Origin of the sequence: Vibrio sp. SCSIO 43097 (assembly GCF_023650755.1) — a bacterium.
In the GTDB taxonomy this organism is placed as follows: domain Bacteria; phylum Pseudomonadota; class Gammaproteobacteria; order Enterobacterales; family Vibrionaceae; genus Vibrio; species Vibrio alginolyticus.
The window spans coordinates 885,710-903,861 of sequence record NZ_CP071840.1; the positions used below are offsets into that span (position 1 = coordinate 885,710).

Annotated in this window: 17 protein-coding genes; 12 read left to right on the top strand and 5 right to left on the bottom strand. The window is 44.9% G+C overall.

The features are described from left to right. Positions 1–39 precede the first annotated feature (39 nt). The 6 genes from dnaE to J4N40_RS04235 all read left to right on the top strand — a co-directional run bounded on the left by dnaE (position 40) and on the right by J4N40_RS04235 (position 7,842). Entirely contained in the window at positions 40–3,519 is a 3,480-nt protein-coding gene (gene dnaE / locus J4N40_RS04210; protein ID WP_005391811.1) for a DNA polymerase III subunit alpha, read from the top strand. Positions 3,520–3,565: 46 nt separating this feature from the next. Beyond that, complete coding sequence (gene accA / locus J4N40_RS04215) at positions 3,566–4,525, top strand: acetyl-CoA carboxylase carboxyl transferase subunit alpha (RefSeq protein ID WP_005380365.1); 960 nt, start codon at positions 3,566–3,568, stop codon at positions 4,523–4,525. Between the two features lie 107 nt (positions 4,526–4,632). Continuing rightward, on the top strand, positions 4,633–5,943 hold the full coding sequence (gene tilS, locus J4N40_RS04220; protein WP_053349817.1) for a tRNA lysidine(34) synthetase TilS: 1,311 nt from the start codon (positions 4,633–4,635) through the stop codon (positions 5,941–5,943). A 70-nt stretch (positions 5,944–6,013) separates the two neighbouring features. Then, positions 6,014–6,328: a c-type cytochrome gene (locus tag J4N40_RS04225; protein ID WP_033905507.1), complete on the top strand. Its 315-nt coding sequence runs from the start codon at positions 6,014–6,016 to the stop codon at positions 6,326–6,328. A gap of 189 nt (positions 6,329–6,517) precedes the next feature. Further along, positions 6,518–6,856, top strand: coding sequence for a nitrogen regulatory protein P-II (glnB, locus tag J4N40_RS04230; protein ID WP_005380372.1), 339 nt, complete (start codon positions 6,518–6,520; stop codon positions 6,854–6,856). A gap of 140 nt (positions 6,857–6,996) precedes the next feature. Continuing rightward, positions 6,997–7,842 carry an endonuclease/exonuclease/phosphatase family protein gene (locus tag J4N40_RS04235; protein ID WP_017636044.1) on the top strand — a complete coding sequence of 282 codons (846 nt, stop codon included), beginning with the start codon at positions 6,997–6,999 and terminating at the stop codon, positions 7,840–7,842. A 1-nt stretch (position 7,843) separates the two neighbouring features. Here the strand turns inward: J4N40_RS04235 and J4N40_RS04240 are convergent, their stop codons facing one another. From J4N40_RS04240 to gloB, 3 genes are all read right to left on the bottom strand, one after another. Further along, positions 7,844–8,530, bottom strand: a complete 687-nt coding sequence (locus J4N40_RS04240; protein WP_005380375.1) for a YIP1 family protein — start codon at positions 8,528–8,530, stop codon at positions 7,844–7,846. Beyond that, a complete protein-coding gene (locus J4N40_RS04245) occupies positions 8,527–10,110 on the bottom strand; it encodes a lytic transglycosylase (RefSeq protein WP_017820746.1) in 1,584 nt (527 codons plus the stop codon). The genes J4N40_RS04240 and J4N40_RS04245 overlap by 4 nt, the downstream gene beginning before the upstream one ends. Before the next feature lie 254 nt (positions 10,111–10,364). Then, on the bottom strand, positions 10,365–11,123 hold the full coding sequence (gloB, locus tag J4N40_RS04250; protein ID WP_017636045.1) for a hydroxyacylglutathione hydrolase: 759 nt from the start codon (positions 11,121–11,123) through the stop codon (positions 10,365–10,367). A 37-nt stretch (positions 11,124–11,160) separates the two neighbouring features. On the opposite strand from gloB, the gene J4N40_RS04255 reads away from it, so the two are divergent. After that, positions 11,161–11,907 (top strand): class I SAM-dependent methyltransferase, encoded by a 747-nt coding sequence (locus J4N40_RS04255; RefSeq protein ID WP_017636046.1) that lies wholly within the window; start codon positions 11,161–11,163, stop codon positions 11,905–11,907. Here the strand turns inward: J4N40_RS04255 and rnhA are convergent. Then, entirely contained in the window at positions 11,904–12,368 is a 465-nt protein-coding gene (gene rnhA / locus J4N40_RS04260; protein WP_005380384.1) for a ribonuclease HI, read from the bottom strand. The two genes, J4N40_RS04255 and rnhA, sit on opposite strands and share 4 nt — an antisense overlap. 59 nt (positions 12,369–12,427) lie before the next feature. Between rnhA and dnaQ the strand changes: the two genes are divergently transcribed. The 5 genes from dnaQ to J4N40_RS04285 all read left to right on the top strand — a co-directional run bounded on the left by dnaQ (position 12,428) and on the right by J4N40_RS04285 (position 16,241). Next, on the top strand, positions 12,428–13,150 hold the full coding sequence (gene dnaQ / locus J4N40_RS04265) for a DNA polymerase III subunit epsilon (protein WP_005380385.1): 723 nt from the start codon (positions 12,428–12,430) through the stop codon (positions 13,148–13,150). Between the two features lie 8 nt (positions 13,151–13,158). Continuing rightward, positions 13,159–14,409 carry a TIGR03503 family protein gene (locus tag J4N40_RS04270; RefSeq protein ID WP_250654381.1) on the top strand — a complete coding sequence of 417 codons (1,251 nt, stop codon included), beginning with the start codon at positions 13,159–13,161 and terminating at the stop codon, positions 14,407–14,409. 222 nt (positions 14,410–14,631) lie between these two features. Then, a complete protein-coding gene (locus tag J4N40_RS04275) occupies positions 14,632–15,162 on the top strand; it encodes a hypothetical protein (RefSeq protein ID WP_005380387.1) in 531 nt (176 codons plus the stop codon). 191 nt (positions 15,163–15,353) lie between these two features. After that, a complete protein-coding gene (locus J4N40_RS04280) occupies positions 15,354–15,746 on the top strand; it encodes a DUF1353 domain-containing protein (RefSeq protein ID WP_137282304.1) in 393 nt (130 codons plus the stop codon). Positions 15,747–15,830: 84 nt separating this feature from the next. Next, complete coding sequence (locus J4N40_RS04285) at positions 15,831–16,241, top strand: GNAT family N-acetyltransferase (protein WP_017633770.1); 411 nt, start codon at positions 15,831–15,833, stop codon at positions 16,239–16,241. 73 nt (positions 16,242–16,314) lie between these two features. Here the strand turns inward: J4N40_RS04285 and J4N40_RS04290 are convergent, their stop codons facing one another. Beyond that, positions 16,315–18,090, bottom strand: coding sequence for a SulP family inorganic anion transporter (locus J4N40_RS04290; protein WP_005380390.1), 1,776 nt, complete (start codon positions 18,088–18,090; stop codon positions 16,315–16,317). Positions 18,091–18,152: the final 62 nt, after the last annotated feature.

An 18,152-nucleotide genomic window follows, 5' to 3' on the forward strand; every position in this document is an offset into this window, starting at 1 on the left:
TAGAATCCCCAACAAAATAGAGTTACACGGTACCTGTTAATGTCAGATCCCAAATTCATCCACCTGCGTGTTCATAGTGACTTCTCGATGGTGGATGGCCTCAACAAAGTTCCGCCAATTGTAAAGAAAGTTGCTGAGCTCGGTATGCCCGCAATGGCGTTGACCGACTTTACCAACCTATGTGGTTTGGTGAAGTTTTACGGTACGGCGCATGGCAGTGGTGTTAAACCGATCATTGGTGCTGACTTTAAAATGCAGTCGGACGAGTTTGGTGAAGAGCTGACACAAGTGACTTTGCTTGCGGCGGATAATGTAGGTTATAAGAACCTGACGTTATTGATATCAAAAGCGTACTTACGTGGACATGTTCAACACCACCCAGTGATTGATAAAGCCTGGTTGGCTGAAATGTCTGAAGGCTTGATTGTATTATCCGGCGGTAAAAGCGGAGAAATTGGTCGCGGCCTTTTGAAAGGCAACCGTCAAATGGTGCAAGGGTGTGTTGATTTCTATAAACAGCATTTTCCAGATCGCTTTTATCTTGAGCTACTTCGTACCGGTCGTCCAGATGAAGAAACTTATCTTCACTTTGCGGTTGAATTGGCAGAGCAGCAAGACTTGCCAGTAGTGGCGACCAATGAAGTTGTATTCCTGAGTCCAGACCTATTTGATGCTCATGAAATACGCGTAGCGATTCACGATGGTTACACATTAGAAGATCCGCGCAGGCCAAAAAACTACAGTCCGCAGCAATATCTTCGTACAGAAGAAGAAATGTGCGAGCTGTTTGCTGATATTCCTGAAGCGTTAGAAAACAGTGTCGAGATAGCGAAGCGTTGTAACGTGACTGTGCGCTTAGGGGAGTACTTCCTACCAGCCTTCCCAACCGAAGGGATGAAAGAGACTGAGTTCCTAGTCATGAAATCCCGAGAGGGGTTGGAAGAGCGTTTAGAGTTTCTATTTCCAGATGAGGAAGAGAGAAAACGTCGCCGCCCTGAATATGATGAACGTCTTCAGATAGAGCTAGATGTTATCAACCAAATGGGATTTCCTGGTTACTTCTTGATCGTAATGGAGTTCATCCAGTGGTCAAAAGATAATGGAATTCCTGTCGGTCCTGGACGTGGTTCCGGTGCTGGTTCTTTGGTGGCTTACGCACTAAAAATCACCGATCTGGATCCACTAGAATACGACTTGCTGTTCGAACGTTTCTTGAACCCAGAACGTGTTTCGATGCCCGATTTCGACGTCGATTTCTGTATGGATAAACGTGACCAGGTTATTGACCACGTTGCGGAAATGTACGGTCGCGACGCGGTATCTCAGATCATCACGTTTGGTACCATGGCGGCAAAAGCGGTAATCCGTGACGTTGGCCGCGTATTGGGCCACCCATTTGGTTTTGTTGATCGTATTTCAAAGCTGATCCCGCCCGATCCAGGCATGACGCTAGATAAAGCGTTTAAAGCTGAACCTGCACTACCTGAATTGTATGAGGCCGATGAGGAAGTTAAAGAACTCATCGACATGTGTCATATTTTGGAAGGCTGTACGCGAAACGCCGGTAAACACGCTGGTGGTGTTGTAATTTCACCTACAACAATTACCGATTTTGCGCCAATTTATGCAGACGCTGAAGGTCACTTTCCGGTTACTCAATTTGATAAAAACGATGTTGAGACCGCTGGCCTAGTTAAGTTTGACTTCTTGGGTTTACGTACCTTAACCATTATTGACTGGGCGTTAGGACTGATTAACCCACGCCTAGAGCGAGAAGGGAAAGAACCGGTTCAAATTGAATCCATACCGTTAGAAGACCCTGCCTCTTTCCGTTTGTTGCAAAACTCTGAAACGACAGCAGTATTCCAGCTTGAATCTCGAGGCATGAAAGAGCTGATCAAACGACTTCAGCCAGACTGTTTCGAAGACATTATCGCATTGGTAGCACTCTTCCGTCCGGGTCCTTTGCAATCGGGCATGGTAGATAACTTTATCGACCGTAAACATGGTCGAGAAGCGATCTCTTATCCAGATGAAAAGTGGCAACACGAGTCGCTAAAAGAGACGCTTGATCCAACCTACGGCATCATCCTGTACCAAGAGCAGGTAATGCAGATTGCGCAGATCTTAGCGGGTTATACGCTAGGTGGTGCGGACATGCTCCGTCGTGCAATGGGTAAGAAAAAGCCAGAAGAGATGGCAAAACAACGTGCTATCTTTGAAGAAGGTGCGATAAAGAACGGTATCGATGGCGAGTTGGCGATGAAAATCTTCGACTTGGTAGAGAAGTTCGCCGGTTATGGTTTTAACAAATCGCACTCTGCTGCTTATGCATTGGTTTCTTATCAAACTCTTTGGCTGAAAACACATTATCCTGCCGAATTTATGGCTGCGGTAATGACAGCCGATATGGATAACACGGAAAAAGTCGTTGGCTTGGTCGATGAGTGTTTCCGTATGAAGCTTACCGTGCTGCCACCAGACATCAACTCTGGCCTATATCGCTTTAATGTTGATGAAAATGGCGCAATTGTTTACGGTATTGGTGCGATAAAAGGGGTTGGTGAGGGCCCTATCGATGCGATTCTTGAGGCGAGAAATAAAGGTGGTCACTTTAAAGACCTATTTGATTTCTGTGCTCGAGTTGATCTAAAACGCGTCAATAAACGAGTGATAGAGAAGCTGATTTACGCGGGTGCGTTGGATCGACTAGGCCCACACCGCGCGGCGATGATGGCGTCACTCAATGATGCGGTAAAAGCAGCAAGTCAACATCACCAAGCTGAGGCGTTTGGTCAAACGGATATGTTTGGTGTGCTAACGGATGCACCTGAAGAAGTAGAGCATAAGTATACGCAGGTTCCGCCTTGGCCAGAAAAAGTGTGGTTAGAGGGCGAGCGTGATACCCTAGGTCTATATTTGACAGGGCACCCAATTAACGCCTACGTAAAGGAACTAAACAAATACACCAGTTGTCGACTAAAAGACGCAACGCCCACTCGCCGCGATCAATCTGTCACGGTAGCCGGCCTGGTTATTGCCGCTCGTGTAATGACGACCAAACGTGGTACACGAATTGGTATTATGACACTGGATGACCGAAGTGGTCGCATGGAAGTGATGTTGTTCTCAGATGCGCTGGATCGATACGCTGAACTTCTCGAAAAAGACAGAATTTTGGTCGTTTCTGGACAGGTCAGCTTTGATGACTTCAACGGTGGCCTTAAAATGTCGGCGCGTGAAGTTATGGATCTCGGCAGTGCGCGCGAGAAATACGCTCGTGGTTTGTCGGTATCGATAGATGCAAATCAGATCAACGATCAGTTTTTTGAGCAGTTCAGCCGTATTTTAGAACCGCACAAAGCCGGAACCGTACCCGTCAATGTATACTACCAGCGTGCCGACGCCAGAGCGCGGTTAACATTGGGCACCGAGTGGCGAGTTACGCCAAGTGATACATTACTCGACGATTTAAAACAGTTGCTTGGCAAAAGCCAGGTAGAACTCGAATTTAACTAAAAATTCAGCGCAATATGTTAGACGCTGAGTAAACAAGGATTCATAGATGAGCCTAAACTTTCTTGAATTTGAAAAGCCAATTGCAGAACTAGAAGCGAAAATTGAAGCATTACGTGATGTCTCTCGTCACGGTGGTGATTCTGCGATTGACCTGGATAAAGAAATCGAACAGCTTGAGAAGAAAAGCTTAGAGCTGAAGAAAAAAACCTTCAGTGACCTAGGTGCATGGGAAACAGCTCAACTGGCTCGTCACCCACTACGTCCTTACACGCTGGATTACATCCAACACGCTTTTGAGGAGTTTGATGAATTAGCGGGTGACCGCGCGTTTGCAGACGACAAAGCGATTGTGGGTGGCATGGCTCGCCTTGAAGGCCGCCCTGTGATGATCATTGGTCACCAAAAAGGTCGTGAGACCAAAGAAAAGGTGAAACGTAACTTTGGTATGCCGAAACCAGAAGGTTACCGTAAAGCGCTACGTTTGATGGAAATGGCAGAGCGTTTCAACATGCCGATTATCACATTTATCGACACGGCTGGCGCGTATCCAGGTGTGGGCGCAGAAGAGCGTGGTCAATCTGAAGCTATCGCGAAAAACCTAAAAGTGATGTCTGGTCTTAAAGTGCCAGTAATCTGTAACGTTGTTGGTGAAGGCGGTTCTGGTGGTGCACTAGCAATCGGTGTAGGCGACTACGTGAACATGCTTCAGTACTCTACGTACTCAGTAATTTCTCCTGAGGGTTGTGCTTCAATCTTATGGCGTGATTCAGACAAAGCGCCACAAGCGGCAGAGGCAATGGGTCTAACTGCTCCGCGTCTTAAAGAGCTTGAACTGATCGACGAAATCATTGAAGAGCCACTAGGCGGCGCTCATCGCGATCATGTTCAAATGGCAGCGAATATGAAAGCGACACTACTTCGTCAGCTAGAAGATCTAGAACAATTGGATGAAGAGACGCTACGTGAGCGTCGTTACCAGCGTCTAATGAGCTACGGTTACTGTTAATTTCGGTGATTGCTATTAAGCGTTAGCTGATATCTCAAGTGATAACAGTTAAAATAGAAAGGGTTGGATGAGAGTCCAGCCCTTTTTTTGTACCTATCGGATCGCTTATGGAATCGCTTTACCCGCATTTTGCTCAAGTTCTCGGCCGCTACTATCAATTAGGCACTAAGGTTGTCTTGGCGTTTAGCGGAGGAGTGGATTCACGTCTTTTACTCGAATTACTCAGTCGCTACCAACAAGCGCACTCTGTAGAGTGTCACGCTGTGTATGTGCACCATGGTTTAAGCTCGAATGCCGATAATTGGGCCGATAAATGCTTACTTTGGGCACAACAAGTGGGGATATCGTGCTCGATCGAGCGAGTGAGCTTAGACATCAGCAATGGTGAAAGTATTGAACTTCTTGCTCGTGAAGCTCGCTACCAAGCCTTAACTAAGTACATTCAAGAAGGTGATATACTGTTGACTGGTCAACATGCCGACGATCAAATAGAGACTTTTCTCCTTGCGCTTAAGCGCGGCAGCGGGCCTAAAGGGTTATCTTCGATGGCGGAGAGTATGCCGTTTTCTTGCGGATCTCTAGTTCGACCATTGCTTACTATCAAGCGGAAGACCATCGAAGAAGCCGCTACTAAATTAGGCTTGGAGTGGGTGGAAGACGAAAGCAATCAAGATACCCGTTATGATCGTAACTTTCTTCGTCATTGTGTTATTCCTGAATTGTCTGGTCGCTGGCCGAGTATCCATCAAGCGGTTCAGCGCAGTGCAAGTTTATGTGCTCAACAAGAAGCGCTATTGGATGAACTATTGAGCGCGGTGTTTGAACGCGCTTTACAAACGGATCTAAGTTTGAGTATTGAAGAACTGGCTAAGCACAGTGGATTAGCGCGTGCGCGCTTGATTCGTATGTGGCTGTCTAAGCTTAATACTAGTATGCCGACTCAGGTACAACTCAATCTCATCTGGAATGAAGTCGCATTAGCTCAGCAAGATGCCAACCCCAAACTACAACTTAAACAAGGTGAAGTGCGCCGTTTTCGAAATTGTCTCTATTGGGTAACGGAAACGGCTGACGTCACTGAGTGGCAAAGTACGATTCAAGTTGATGCGACTTTGTCGCTGCCAGAGCGGCTAGGGGAGCTGACCTTAACGACGAGTTCTAGCAACGCAACGATTGCGCTTCCGAGTCAGCCAGAATTGCTTCGCGTGACCTTTAATCCGGAAGGCTTATCAGCGCATCCAACCACGCGTAATCACAGTCGAAAACTGAAGAAGTTGTTCCAAGAATACAATGTGCCAAGCTGGCTGCGTCGTCAAATTCCGATTTTGATGTATCAAGACCGAGTCGTTGCTGTGGCAGATCTGTTCGTTGATCAGGCATTTAATGGTCAAGATTGTGAACTTATTTGGCGCAGGTAATGAATATTCATGCCACAATGTCGATTATAAAATATAAAAATCCTTAAATAATAATTGATTAGGTGAAGCAATGAAGAAAACAATCATGGGTGCAATGGTGGCGTTAACCATGTTCAGTGGGCAAGCTCTAGCTGCGGGAGATGTCGCAGCAGGTCAAGCAAAGTCGGGAGTATGCGCGGCGTGTCATGGCGCTGATGGTATTGCTGTCATTCCGGGTTACCCAAATCTGAAAGGGCAAAATGAGCAATATATTATCAGTTCAATTAAAGCTTATAAAAATAAAGAGCGAACAGGTGGGCTTGCTGCTGTGATGCAAGCTCAAGCTTCATTGTTGTCTGATGAAGACATCGCTAACCTAGCGGCTTACTACGCAAGTTTGAAGTAAACGCGAGTCTGAAGTAAAGCTTGGACGATTGGGCATTGAGCAGTCCTCACTGGGGTTTTATCAACTCACGATATTCGCTATGTTAATTTGCTCAATCTGGATTTTCGCTGGTGGATCAGAGACAAACATTGAATGTTGCGAAACGCTAAACGATAATAAGCGCAATCGATTGAAGCTTAAGGGATGAACATGAAAAAAATTGAAGCGATTATCAAGCCATTTAAACTGGATGATGTTCGAGAAGCGCTAGCTGAAGTTGGCATTACAGGGATGACCGTCTCTGAAGTGAAAGGTTTTGGTCGCCAAAAAGGTCACACAGAGCTTTACCGTGGTGCAGAGTACATGGTGGACTTTCTACCTAAAGTGAAGCTCGAAATCGTTGTAACGGAAGATGTGGCTGATAAATGCGTAGAGACAATCATTGAAACCGCGCAAACTGGTAAGATTGGTGATGGTAAAATATTCGTCACTGATATTGAGCGTGTGGTTCGTATTCGTACTGGTGAAGAAGACGAAGACGCGATCTAAGGTTTCTTGTCACCTGTTTCGTATTTATTATGCTAAAAGGGAGCCAAGTGGCTCCTTTTTTGTTGTTTGCTTATTAGTGAAATCATTTAACCCGAGATTTGTTGTTCTAGATTTCGGGTGCCTACATTCAGGTTTGTCGTATGTTTAAGCGTTTTTTTCTGGCGTTAGCTTTTCTCGTAATGGCGGTATTGGTTGGCTTCCAGGTTATTTTCACCGTACCAGATCAGCCGCAAATTATTACTCAAACAGGTACCGAGCTGACACAAGATATCAGGTGCATCGAATTTAGCGATTCAAAAGCTCTCGATCATGACGGCAAAATCAATGTGCTTGTCTGGAATATCTACAAACAGAACCGGGCTAATTGGCAACGAGCACTCGATGAGTTTTCTGCTGATAAGCAGTTACTGTTATTGCAAGAAGCCAGCATGACACCATCATTTAAACAGTGGTTGGTGGATGGTCGCTGGGTTAGTAATCAAGTGAGTGCTTTTAAGGCGCTGGGTAGCGGTGCCGGTGTAATTAGTATTGCTCAAGGGCAACCAGAAAAAGCCTGCGCTTACACCTCTAAAGAGCCGTGGCTTCGCTTACCTAAGTCTGCATTATATAGCCAGTATCACTTGAGTAATGGCGAGAAACTCGCAGTGGTGAATGTACATGCAATTAACTTCACCGTGGGTACAAAAGAGTATGTATCTCAGTTAACGGCGGTTGAAATGCTTTTAAAGCATCATGTGGGGCCAATTCTATTTGCTGGAGACTTCAATAGCTGGAGTGAATCTCGCGTTAATGCGATGAGGCAGGCCTTAAAGGCTGCGGACTTACAAGAGGTGACGTTCTTGCCGGATCATCGAGTCCAATTTATAACAGGGTTACCACTGGACCATGTGTTTTACCGAGGTCTGACGCTTAAGTACGCAAAAGCGCCGCAGAGCGACGCTTCCGATCATAACCCATTGTTATTGTCATTTACGTTAAATAACTAGCTTAGGTTACCACAATATAAAGTGCCCAAATAACGTAGAAGAATACCCATGGCAGGCTTGCTATCACCAAAGCTTGGCCACGTTCAAACTCCGTCCACGTCAGTACAACGCCGTAGCCGAGCACAATGTACCAAGGCAGAAGCAAAGGTAACGAGCTAGCGAAATGAGACCATTCGTTAGTAAGAGGCAGCTTTAATAGACCATTGAGGCTATTTAAATCGGCAGCGTAAGTCATTACCTGACCATGCTTGAGTAGCAAGCTCGCGTAGCTTGCTACATCGCCCAATACTGCTGGGAATAAGATAGCACACGATGCGGCAAACCATTTCCAGTAACCGTATTGTTGTTTGCTTGCCTTTGTTGCAAGAAAGAACCAAAGCGCGAGCAATAGTAAGGTGGCAAAGCGGTTGAATACATCATTGATGATCGCGCTTGCCATTAGCGTGTTTGGTTCTAATAGCTCAATCTGCTTCGGGTCGATTTGCTGAAATTGCGCAGCAAGTTGGTCACTGAGCCACGTGAAATCGACATTCGAAAAGTAAGCACCCCAGAATAAAAACGGACTAAGCATCAGGAAGATGAACGGTTGCCATCCCCATCCACCGCGTTGATAAAGCGCAAGAAAACAAGATGTTGGAGAACGAAAAATGTCCAACAGCATCACAAGTGGATTGCTTGATGGGTTCATACACTTACCTTCGTTACGTCAACGTACAACTTAAGCTTTTGACCTGGTTGTAAGTATTTTTTCTTGTGTAGCGAGTTCCATTTCACGATGTCGTTCGTTTTTACTTTGAACTTGCTTGCAATGCCGCTAATGGTGTCGCCAGAGCGAACGTTGTAGAAAACGGTACGGATCACAGAACCTTTGTCTGAGTCTTTCCAAATCACTAGCTTTTGACCCACACGCAATGGATCTTTAGGGCCCATACCATTCCATTTAGCTAACGATTTATACGACACTTTATTGTTACGTGCGATTGACCACAAACTTTCTCCAGACTGAACGACATGGGTGAGCTTGAGTTGACCACGAGCACGAGATTGAGTCTTGTTTAATCGGTTTTGTGCCGTTAATGCATATTTTGCATCGTCTTTTGTTGATGTCGGAATCAATAGGTATTGACCAATACGAATGTTGTTATTCGATAGGCCGTTGGCACGTCGAATGACTTTCGTGGTTGTGCCGTATTTATTAGCTAGCACGCTTAAAGAGTCACCAGATTTCACCTTGTAGCGAGCGACCTTCATCCCTTTACCGCGATTTTTCTCCACCTTGGTGAGAAAAGTCTCTTTTTTCTCTACGGGAATCAAAAGTTGGTGCGGCCCCTCAGGCGCTGTCGACCACTGGTTGTATGCTGGGTTGTAACTCTGCAACTCTTTTACGCTAATGCCGGCATAATCTGCGGCAATAGCCAGATCTAACTGCTCTTCTGGATCAACAAGCGTTAGAACAGGCTTGTTTGGAATTGCAGGAATATTAAGTCCGTACTTGTCTTGGTTTGCGATAACGTCAGCCAAGGCCAATAGCTTAGGAACGTAACTGCTGGTCTCTTTTGGTAAGTCTAATGAGAAGAAATCGATAGGTTTACCGAGCTTTTTATTCTTACGAATTGCGCTAGAAACTCGGCCTCCACCGCTGTTATAAGCGGCGATTGCATGTTCCCAGTTACCATCAAAACGCTCGTTTAGTTGTACTAGGTAGTCCAGCGCTGCATCCGTTGCTGCTGCCACATCTCTGCGACCGTCATACCAGTAGTTTTGCTCTAATCCCATCATTTTTCCGGTGCCTGGGACAAATTGCCACAACCCAGCCGCGCTACCATGTGAGTAGGCAAAGGCATCGAATGAACTTTCCACTACAGGAAGTAATGCAAGCTCCATTGGGAGTCCGCGCTCTTCGATACGTTTTGTGATCATGTATAGAAAAGGAGTCGCACGCTTAGATACCGTGTAAAGGTGATTTGGGTGCTTTAAATACCACGTACGGTAGTAGTCCACTTTCTTGTGGTTTGGGATATCCATGTCCAGCTGCATGGCGATACGTTGCCACACATCTTCTTGTTCTTGGGGGGAGAGAACTTTAGGCGCGTCGTTAGCGGATTTTTTTGCTAGTGACGATTTATTGCCCGGTTGAGCTTTTACTGCATTTTGCTTTGCAGTCTGCTCAGATTTATTGGTTTCTGGTGTAGAAGACGTTGAATCTGACTGAGTCAATTGACAGCCAGATAATAACAACGCCAACGCCCAAGTATACTTCAAACGCATGGATTCAGCCTATTTAGGGCCTGTTTATCTTCACCTGCCTGTCGCGCAACGTAATGTGCGTGGCAGTCGCAAGATAATAGACATCTTTTAAACACTAACTAATTTATAGAGGCAAAGAGCTTCTAATTATGCAATGGGGAGAAATTCAAATAGATTTATATCAACCCCAAACGTAAGAGAAGCGCCAGTGGCGCTTCTCGAAAAATCAGTCCCTGATAATACTGGGGTCTTGCAAACTTACAAGCAGAAAATGGTTAAAATTCGTTCTTCCACTCGCGTAAAGCAGTAAAAACCGAGCATGGATCGCTATTTTTAATGCGACTAGCAACAGATTGAACCACGTCAGGGTTAGAGGTTCGCAAGAACGGATTAATCCACTTTTCTTTGCGTATTGTTGTTGGAAGTGTCGGAATGTTGAGTGCTCGCAGTCGGTTTACATCGTCGCGATATTGGCGAAGTTGCTCATTGTCAGGTTCAACCGCTAGAGCAAACGCCACGTTACTCGCGGTGTATTCATGCGCGCAGAAGACTTGAGTTTCTTCTGGTAGAGACGTTAGTTTGCTCAGTGATTCAAACATTTGCTCAGGCGTACCTTCAAAAATACGACCGCAGCCAGCAGAAAAGAGCACATCACCGCAAAACAGTTTTCCGTCCCCAACGTAACCGATATGGCCCAAAGTATGGCCGGGTAACCCAAGTACTAAGAAAATCTCACCAAACAACTCCAGCTTGTCGCCTTCTTCCATTGGTGTCGTTAGGGTTGGAATTGGCTCTGATTTTGGGCCCACAACGGCGACGTCAGGAAATGCACGCACTAAGTCTGGAACGCCACCAATGTGATCGTTGTGGTGGTGCGTAATTAAAATCGCTTCTAAAGTTAATTCGTTAGCCTGCAGAAATTCTAATACTGGCTTCGCATCGCCCGGATCAACGACTGCGCAGCGCTTATCGCTATTTTGTATCAGCCAGATGTAATTATCATTAAATGCGGGTATGCTTTTGATCTCTAACACGATTCGTTCTCCGTCACCCATTTTAGTCAGGTGGTTAATGAAACCAGCACTCAGCAACAAAACTATACCACACCCGTCGACTTGGTCAGCAATGAACAACGGTCCGTGGGTGCTTGAGTCAATCCAGACCCGACTTGATGAATGGTGCCCGAAACTCTTCGGCTACCATATGCTCAAACTGGGCGGGTTGAGCTGTGAGCTAACCAGCTGTAATTGTAACATTCAACACCAAGTCAACGTAGATATCCAGAACCCGTTGCATAATGTGATTGCAGATGGTTACGAATTACCCTTTTTGGAAAAAAGCTTTGATGTTGTGATACTCGCTCATCAGCTCGACTATGCAAGCGATCCACACCGTTTGTTGCGTGAAGTCGATAGAGTGATGATGGATGATGGCTATGTAATTATTACTGGATTCAACCCATTAAGCTTGACTGGATTAGCGAGTTTGCTTCCATGGCGTAAACATAATTTGCCTTGGAGTGGACGAATGTTTACGTCAAACCGCATCAAAGACTGGTTAGGGTTACTTAATTATCAAGTGATTCATTGTGATCGTTATGCGCTGTTTCCGATGAAACGTTACCGTACGATGTGGACATGGTTGGAAAATAGTCTTGGTGATTGGGCATCACCCGCTGGGAGTTTGTATTACATAGTCGCGCGGAAACGGACATACCCTCTCAAGCCTATCAAACCGCATTGGCGCTTGAAGAAAAAGCTCACACCACTTGGGGTGATGAATCGAGAGGGTAACACTATGAGGAAAGAATCTCGCTAAGAGGGTTGGTAACCTGTATCTTCCTCAGTTGGGTTTTCTGCAGCAGTCCGGGCTAGCTCATCACACATTTCGTTCTCACGATGGCCTGCGTGGCCTTTTACCCAATGCCATTCAACTTGATGGCGTGCGGTTTCTTTGTCTAGAGCTTGCCATAAATCGGCATTCTTCACGGGTTTTTTATCCGCTGTTTTCCAACCACGCTTCTTCCAGTTATGGATCCACTGAGTAATACCTTGGCGCACATATTGGCTGTCAGTCGTTAAAGTGACTTTGCAAGGTTGTTTTAACGTCTGCAGCGCGACGACAGCCGCCAACATTTCCATGCGGTTGTTGGTAGTTAACGTATAGCCTTTGGAAAGTGTCTTTTCTACGTCTTTGTAACGCAATACTATGCCGTAACCACCTGGTCCTGGGTTACCTAAACAAGAACCGTCAGTGAAAATCTCAACGTGTTTGGTCATATTTTTTGGTACTATTAGCCGAAACATTTAATAAAGCATAGTCTGACATACATAACCTTATGAATACCAGCAGCAATTCTGAATATAACCGCATTGTCGTTCTCGATACCGAAACCACAGGTATGAACCGCGAGGGTGGTCCTCACTACATGGGACACCGCATTATTGAAATCGGTGCCGTGGAGATCATCAACCGTAAGCTGACTGGTCGTCACTTCCACGTTTATTTAAAACCCGATCGTGAAATCCAACCAGAAGCGGTTGAAGTTCACGGTATTACGGATGAATTCTTGGTTGATAAACCGGAATACGCGAGCGTGCACCAAGAGTTTCTTGAGTTTATTAAAGGCGCAGAACTTGTTGCCCACAACGCGCCCTTCGATACCGGCTTTATGGATTACGAGTTTGGCATGCTCGATCCTAACATCGGCAAAACGGACGACTACTGCAAGGTGACCGACACCCTTGCTATGGCGAAGAAAATCTTCCCTGGTAAGCGAAACAACCTTGATATCTTATGTGAACGTTACGGTATTGATAACTCGCACCGTACTCTCCACGGAGCTTTGCTCGATGCGGAGATTCTAGCCGACGTTTACCTCTTTATGACGGGTGGTCAAACGAGTCTAGAATTTAACGCGAATAAACAAGAGGGTGGAGTAGAAACCATTCGTCGTATTGAAGGAAGAAAAGCGCTAAAGGTTTTGCGCGCAAGTGCCGATGAACTAGAAGCTCACCAAAAAAGATTAGAGTTGGTGAACGACTGTATTTGGCATCAATAGGAGAAGCTATGTTGAGGGCTTTGTTGGTCGCGTTTTTAGCGATATGGAGTAGTCTCTCGAGTGCTGCGAGTGAATCTACAATGTCTTTGTTAGACAATCGCTTTCGAGTTGATCCAACCATCGAGCAGATCACGTTTTTGGTTTATCGTGAGCAAAGTTCTCAGCCAGTTGTTTTAGTCCGTCCTGACGGTAAAAAATACTATGCTTGGGGCTCTTACGACAATGTACGTTGGTATCAAGAAGCCTCTCTCGATATTATTTCCGTTGATAACCCTATGCCAGGTCCATGGCAGGCTGTGGGGAAAGTTACGCCTAAAAATAACATCCGCTTAATTTCTCACCTAAAGCTCAGTACGGATCTGTTCCCAAACCGATTATATAATGGGGAAGCGCTTAAGTTTACAGCTCGCCTGACCTCCGACGGCAAACCTCTTGTATTGCGCGACTTCCTTGATCGCGTGAATCTGCGCGTGACATTTACCAAGTTTGTCGAAAATGAAGATGAGCTGATCAAAGAAGCTCGTCCAGTGCCGATGGTTGTGGGTGAGTTTTCTGATGACGGCCGCGGCTTGGATGAAAAAGCAGGGGATGGAGTGTTCACGGTTCAGCTCCCAATAGACGTTGAGCCTGGTAAGTACCGCGCTCGCATCACGTCTGGCAATGGCGTATTCTTACGAGCGCAAGAACAAGTCATCTTGGTTTATCCGAACCCAATCTCTCGTATTTTTATTCAGGCTCGTAATCACGATAAGCCACACCAATTAGTGGTGAGTGGCGAGCAAGGTATGATTGCACCAGGCTCTATTGCAGTCACAGTGAAAAAGGACGCTCCCGATGGTTTCATTGGTTACAGCCAAGGACAGGTCTCTAAAGATGGAATGAGAGTTACGTTGAACCTCAATAACGATGCTGAGCTTGGTAAGTACGCATGGCGCGGCGAGATCTTTGCCACTGATTTTGCAACCCAGCGCTCGTTGGTGTTTCCTATCCCAGAGCAAACCTTCAGTGTTGTTGATGAAGTTGATCTAGAAGCTGCTCGAATTGCAAAAGAAGCTGAATTAGCCGAACAGCGCCGTATTGAAATGGAAAAGCAAATTATCGCTGAGCGAGAGGCTGAGCGTAAGCGCAGCATGATTATTATCGCGGTGGGTAATTTGATAATGCTGCTGATTGTGATCATTGCATGGATAGTCTGGCGCAAAATTAAAGCGAAGCGCGATGCCATGCCAGAGATGCAATTAGAAGTACCAAAGAAATAGTAGTAACACATAAAGCGAGAAACGGAGCCAATCGGCTCCGTTTTTTTATCAAGTTACCAAGTTGGAAGAAGAAAAATGGATAAATTATGAATATTTAAGTTTACTGTATTCAAATATATGTTTGGGATTTTATATAAATAATATATCATTTTTACTTTCTAAATTGGTTGCATTTTTAATGTGACTAACTTTCAAAACAATCAATTAAAGATAAAAGAAATAATGAATAAAATTTTAGCTTTTTTTTGTGCAGTGATAATTGTAGGTTGTTCTTCTATTGATAATGGTGTTAATAATCCAGATTCGGGAAGTAATAATTTAAAATCACTTGATACCTTCACTTTCGATCCCTTAAGTAAAATCCAAAAAGTAGAAATACCAACTTATTATGATGGCTTGTTTGATACAGCAAGACCCTATTTAGATGAAAAGTACCCTTACACTTATGTCAGTAAACCTCAAGCATACATAATTGATGACGAGATTATTTCTTTTGCTCCCTGGTTTCCTGTCGAAGGAAGGTTTACGGTTTTTCCAACCGCTCACTATATAGTTATAACTCAAGAAACCGAGAGTGGCTTAGTCTCCGCACGATTTAATCATGAACAAGTAATTAAGCTGTTAAGTGAAGAGTATAAAATTACTGAGCATACAAGTCCGTTTTTTCATTATGTTCTAGAGGTTTCTCCAAGTGAACAAGCCAATTTTGTAGAAGATATCCATAAAAAATTGAGTAGACTTCCTTCAGAATAAGGGTTTCTGGTTGAATTTTGATCAATAAAGTCAGGGGTTCTGGCTTTATTGATTGCATGGAGTTCTATTCATATTGATTTGGGCTTTGTAATAGGTAGTACGCCATAATAACAAGAGCCGATCTTGTAGGGTTTCTGGATAAATATTCAGCTGTGCGTGATAAATAAGAATAAGTAAACGCGAGGTCTCTGATGAAATACAAAAAGCGTCAGAAGTACAAATACACTCTCCATTCTGAAGAAAAGATTGAGACTCACATTTCAGTGAGTCAGGCGTATGACAGCCCTTTTCTTAGTTTGTCCAAACAAGGCGTGTTAACGATTAAAAAGGGCTATGCATGGGATGGAGCGAGTGGGCCAGCGTTAGACACAAAAAACATTATGAAAGCTTCTTTAGTACATGATGCTCTTTACCAACTCATGAGGGAAGAGGTGTTGCCTCAAAGTGCTCGAAAGCATGCGGATACGTTGTTGAGAGAAACATGTTTAGAAAAAGGAATGTCTAGCTTCAGAGCAACTTATATCTATTATGGCGTCAGAGTTGTCGGCGGGTTCTTTTCTAGACCCGATACTTTGTGTGCTTAATGGGAACATCTTTCCAACGTTTAACTGTTTATTTATACAGTTTAGTTATGTAAGCTCCAAGGTGATACAAAGGAGTAGTACATAATGACAATAAGATATGAAGAGCATGTTCCAAGCCCGAAAGAATACTGTGATATGCGTGTCAAAGCCGGGCTATCACCCAAATCGTTGAAAGCTGCTGAAATTGGTCTACCCAATTCGTTATATGGCGTATCTGTTCGGGATGAAGGAAAGCTCATTGCAATGGGTCGGGTTGTTGGTGACGGGGCGTGTAACTTCGAAATTGTCGACGTTGCCGTTGATTCTGATTATCAAGGTAACGGTTTAGGTAGAAAAGTCATGGAATACATCGACGGTTATCTTTCTTCTGTTGCACTTGAAGGCTCTTACGTTTCTATGATTGCTGATGAACCGGTCTTTTACGAAAAGCTTGGTTATAGGCTGGTGGCTCCTAAAAGCCAAGGGATGACAAAAAAGTTTAAGCCAAAGGCATAACACGTATTCAGCTGTGAAGATAAGCACTAGAAAACAGGAGTTTAATTTCCTGTTTTCTATATTAAATTTCTATTTAAGCCACTTCTGGAATTGGTTTGGGTGGCTGCTCTAAATCAGGCTCTTTTTGAACAGTAGGAATTTGTCCCTCACCCACAGCACTGATGTAACAGCCACTAAGTTTAATGGCAAGGTACATATCAGCTCGCAGTAAGATGCCTCCTTCACTGGTGCTGATACCAGTAAGCTCACACCATTGACGAAGACGTCGTTTCCTTCCTGCGAGGATTAAGCGTACGCCTCTCTTTTTCAAAGTATTGTGAATATCTGCCAGTGTTGCCATCACACTGAGATCCAAGTGAGTAAAGCTCGACACGGCGTCGATGACAACGCAACTTGCGTCTTTGTGATGCTCTGCCTGCTCTAACACTCTACGTTTAAAGTAAGGAGCATTGAAGTAAGTTAGCGGTGAGTTAAAGCGGTAAATCACCATTCCAGGAATAGGCGAAGCTTTTCCTGAGTCGTCGATGGTCCGAATGGTACCTTTTTCATCCAAGCCAAGTAGCTGATCACTCGGTCGCATGACAATCCGTAAAAATTGAAACAGCCCTAACAGTACCGCCAAAGTGATCCCCGGTATTACACCCACGATCAACACAGAAATAAAAGTAATGATGGCCAGATAAAATGCATCTTTGTCACGAGATTTTAATTTCCAAATTGCTTTAAGATCGAGCAGCGATAGGGACGCAATGATCAATACAACACCAAGTGAAGCGATAGGGATGAACTGTAAAGGCTCGTAAATAAATACCGCAATAATGGCAATGGTGATTGCGGCGACAATCGAAACTAATTGAGATTTACCGCCATTTGCATCATTGACGGCTGTGCGTGAGTCAGCGCCGCTTATCGCGAAACCTTGCGAAAACGCTGAGGCAATGTTGGCAAAACCCAACGCCTGAAACTCTTTATTAGCATCAATATCATAACCGTTTTTAGCAGCGAAACTGCGGGCGGTGAGCATCATGCTAACAAAACTGACAATCGCAAGGTTGAGCGCCGGGACCACTAGTTCACGGACTTCACCTAGCTCAAACTCCGGTGTTTGAAACTGAGGGAAGCCACCTTGAGTGAGTCCGACAACCGATACGCCCATCTCTTGTAAATGGAAAAACCAAACTGACGCAGTAGTTACGAGGATCGCCAGCATGGCAGCAGGCCAAGTTGGTCGGTAGCGTTTGGTGAGCAAATAAACGACAACCGTCACGATACTCAGAGTTACAGTAGGCCAATGAAGATCGGTTAATCGTTGTGGAGCTTCCCATAAACGTTCCAGTAAATAACGTTGCTCGTATTTCAAACCGACTACTTTCGCAAACTGACCAACGATAATTGTGAGAGCAACACCGTTGAGTAGACCCAAAAGAATCGGACGAGAAAGGAAATCTGCAAATACCCCTAGCTTGAAACGACTTGCCAGTACACACCAAATTCCCGTCATCGCTGTCATGGTCATAACCAACTGCCAATGTTTTGTGGGGTCACCTGCGGCAAGTGGTGTCACAACAGCTGCGATCACTGCACAGGTTGCTGCATCGGGTCCGACAATGAGTTGCCGAGATGTGCCCATCATGGCGTAAACCAACATTGGCAGTACACACGAATACAGACCGACAATTGCGGATACACCAGTTAATTGTGCGTAAGCTATGGCAACTGGCAGTGCAACCGCGACAACAGAAAAGGCGGCTCTAAAGTCGTTAACAAACCATTCTTTTTGATAATGCTTAAGCTGAACAAGCCCTGGGAACCACTGTGCGAGTAATATTTTAGCCAACGGATTTACCATATATGTGAGTGAGTTACTTAAAGTATACACCGCTTAGTTGGAACGTCTGTGAGTTAGTTATC

What these genes read in the sequence shown, in the direction of transcription:
- J4N40_RS04275 (WP_005380387.1), top strand. Translation starts at nt 14,632, where the DNA reads ATGAATAAAATTTTAGCTTTTTTTTGTGCAGTGATAATTGTAGGTTGT.
- glnB (WP_005380372.1), top strand. Translation starts at nt 6,518, where the DNA reads ATGAAAAAAATTGAAGCGATTATCAAGCCATTTAAACTGGATGATGTT.
- J4N40_RS04290 (WP_005380390.1), bottom strand. Translation starts at nt 18,090, where the DNA reads ATGGTAAATCCGTTGGCTAAAATATTACTCGCACAGTGGTTCCCAGGG.
- rnhA (WP_005380384.1), bottom strand. Translation starts at nt 12,368, where the DNA reads ATGACCAAACACGTTGAGATTTTCACTGACGGTTCTTGTTTAGGTAAC.
- J4N40_RS04255 (WP_017636046.1), top strand. Translation starts at nt 11,161, where the DNA reads ATGAAACCAGCACTCAGCAACAAAACTATACCACACCCGTCGACTTGG.
- J4N40_RS04245 (WP_017820746.1), bottom strand. Translation starts at nt 10,110, where the DNA reads ATGCGTTTGAAGTATACTTGGGCGTTGGCGTTGTTATTATCTGGCTGT.
- J4N40_RS04270 (WP_250654381.1), top strand. Translation starts at nt 13,159, where the DNA reads ATGTTGAGGGCTTTGTTGGTCGCGTTTTTAGCGATATGGAGTAGTCTC.
- J4N40_RS04280 (WP_137282304.1), top strand. Translation starts at nt 15,354, where the DNA reads ATGAAATACAAAAAGCGTCAGAAGTACAAATACACTCTCCATTCTGAA.
- dnaQ (WP_005380385.1), top strand. Translation starts at nt 12,428, where the DNA reads ATGAATACCAGCAGCAATTCTGAATATAACCGCATTGTCGTTCTCGAT.
- tilS (WP_053349817.1), top strand. Translation starts at nt 4,633, where the DNA reads ATGGAATCGCTTTACCCGCATTTTGCTCAAGTTCTCGGCCGCTACTAT.
- dnaE (WP_005391811.1), top strand. Translation starts at nt 40, where the DNA reads ATGTCAGATCCCAAATTCATCCACCTGCGTGTTCATAGTGACTTCTCG.
- J4N40_RS04285 (WP_017633770.1), top strand. Translation starts at nt 15,831, where the DNA reads ATGACAATAAGATATGAAGAGCATGTTCCAAGCCCGAAAGAATACTGT.
- J4N40_RS04225 (WP_033905507.1), top strand. Translation starts at nt 6,014, where the DNA reads ATGAAGAAAACAATCATGGGTGCAATGGTGGCGTTAACCATGTTCAGT.
- J4N40_RS04235 (WP_017636044.1), top strand. Translation starts at nt 6,997, where the DNA reads ATGTTTAAGCGTTTTTTTCTGGCGTTAGCTTTTCTCGTAATGGCGGTA.
- accA (WP_005380365.1), top strand. Translation starts at nt 3,566, where the DNA reads ATGAGCCTAAACTTTCTTGAATTTGAAAAGCCAATTGCAGAACTAGAA.
- J4N40_RS04240 (WP_005380375.1), bottom strand. Translation starts at nt 8,530, where the DNA reads ATGAACCCATCAAGCAATCCACTTGTGATGCTGTTGGACATTTTTCGT.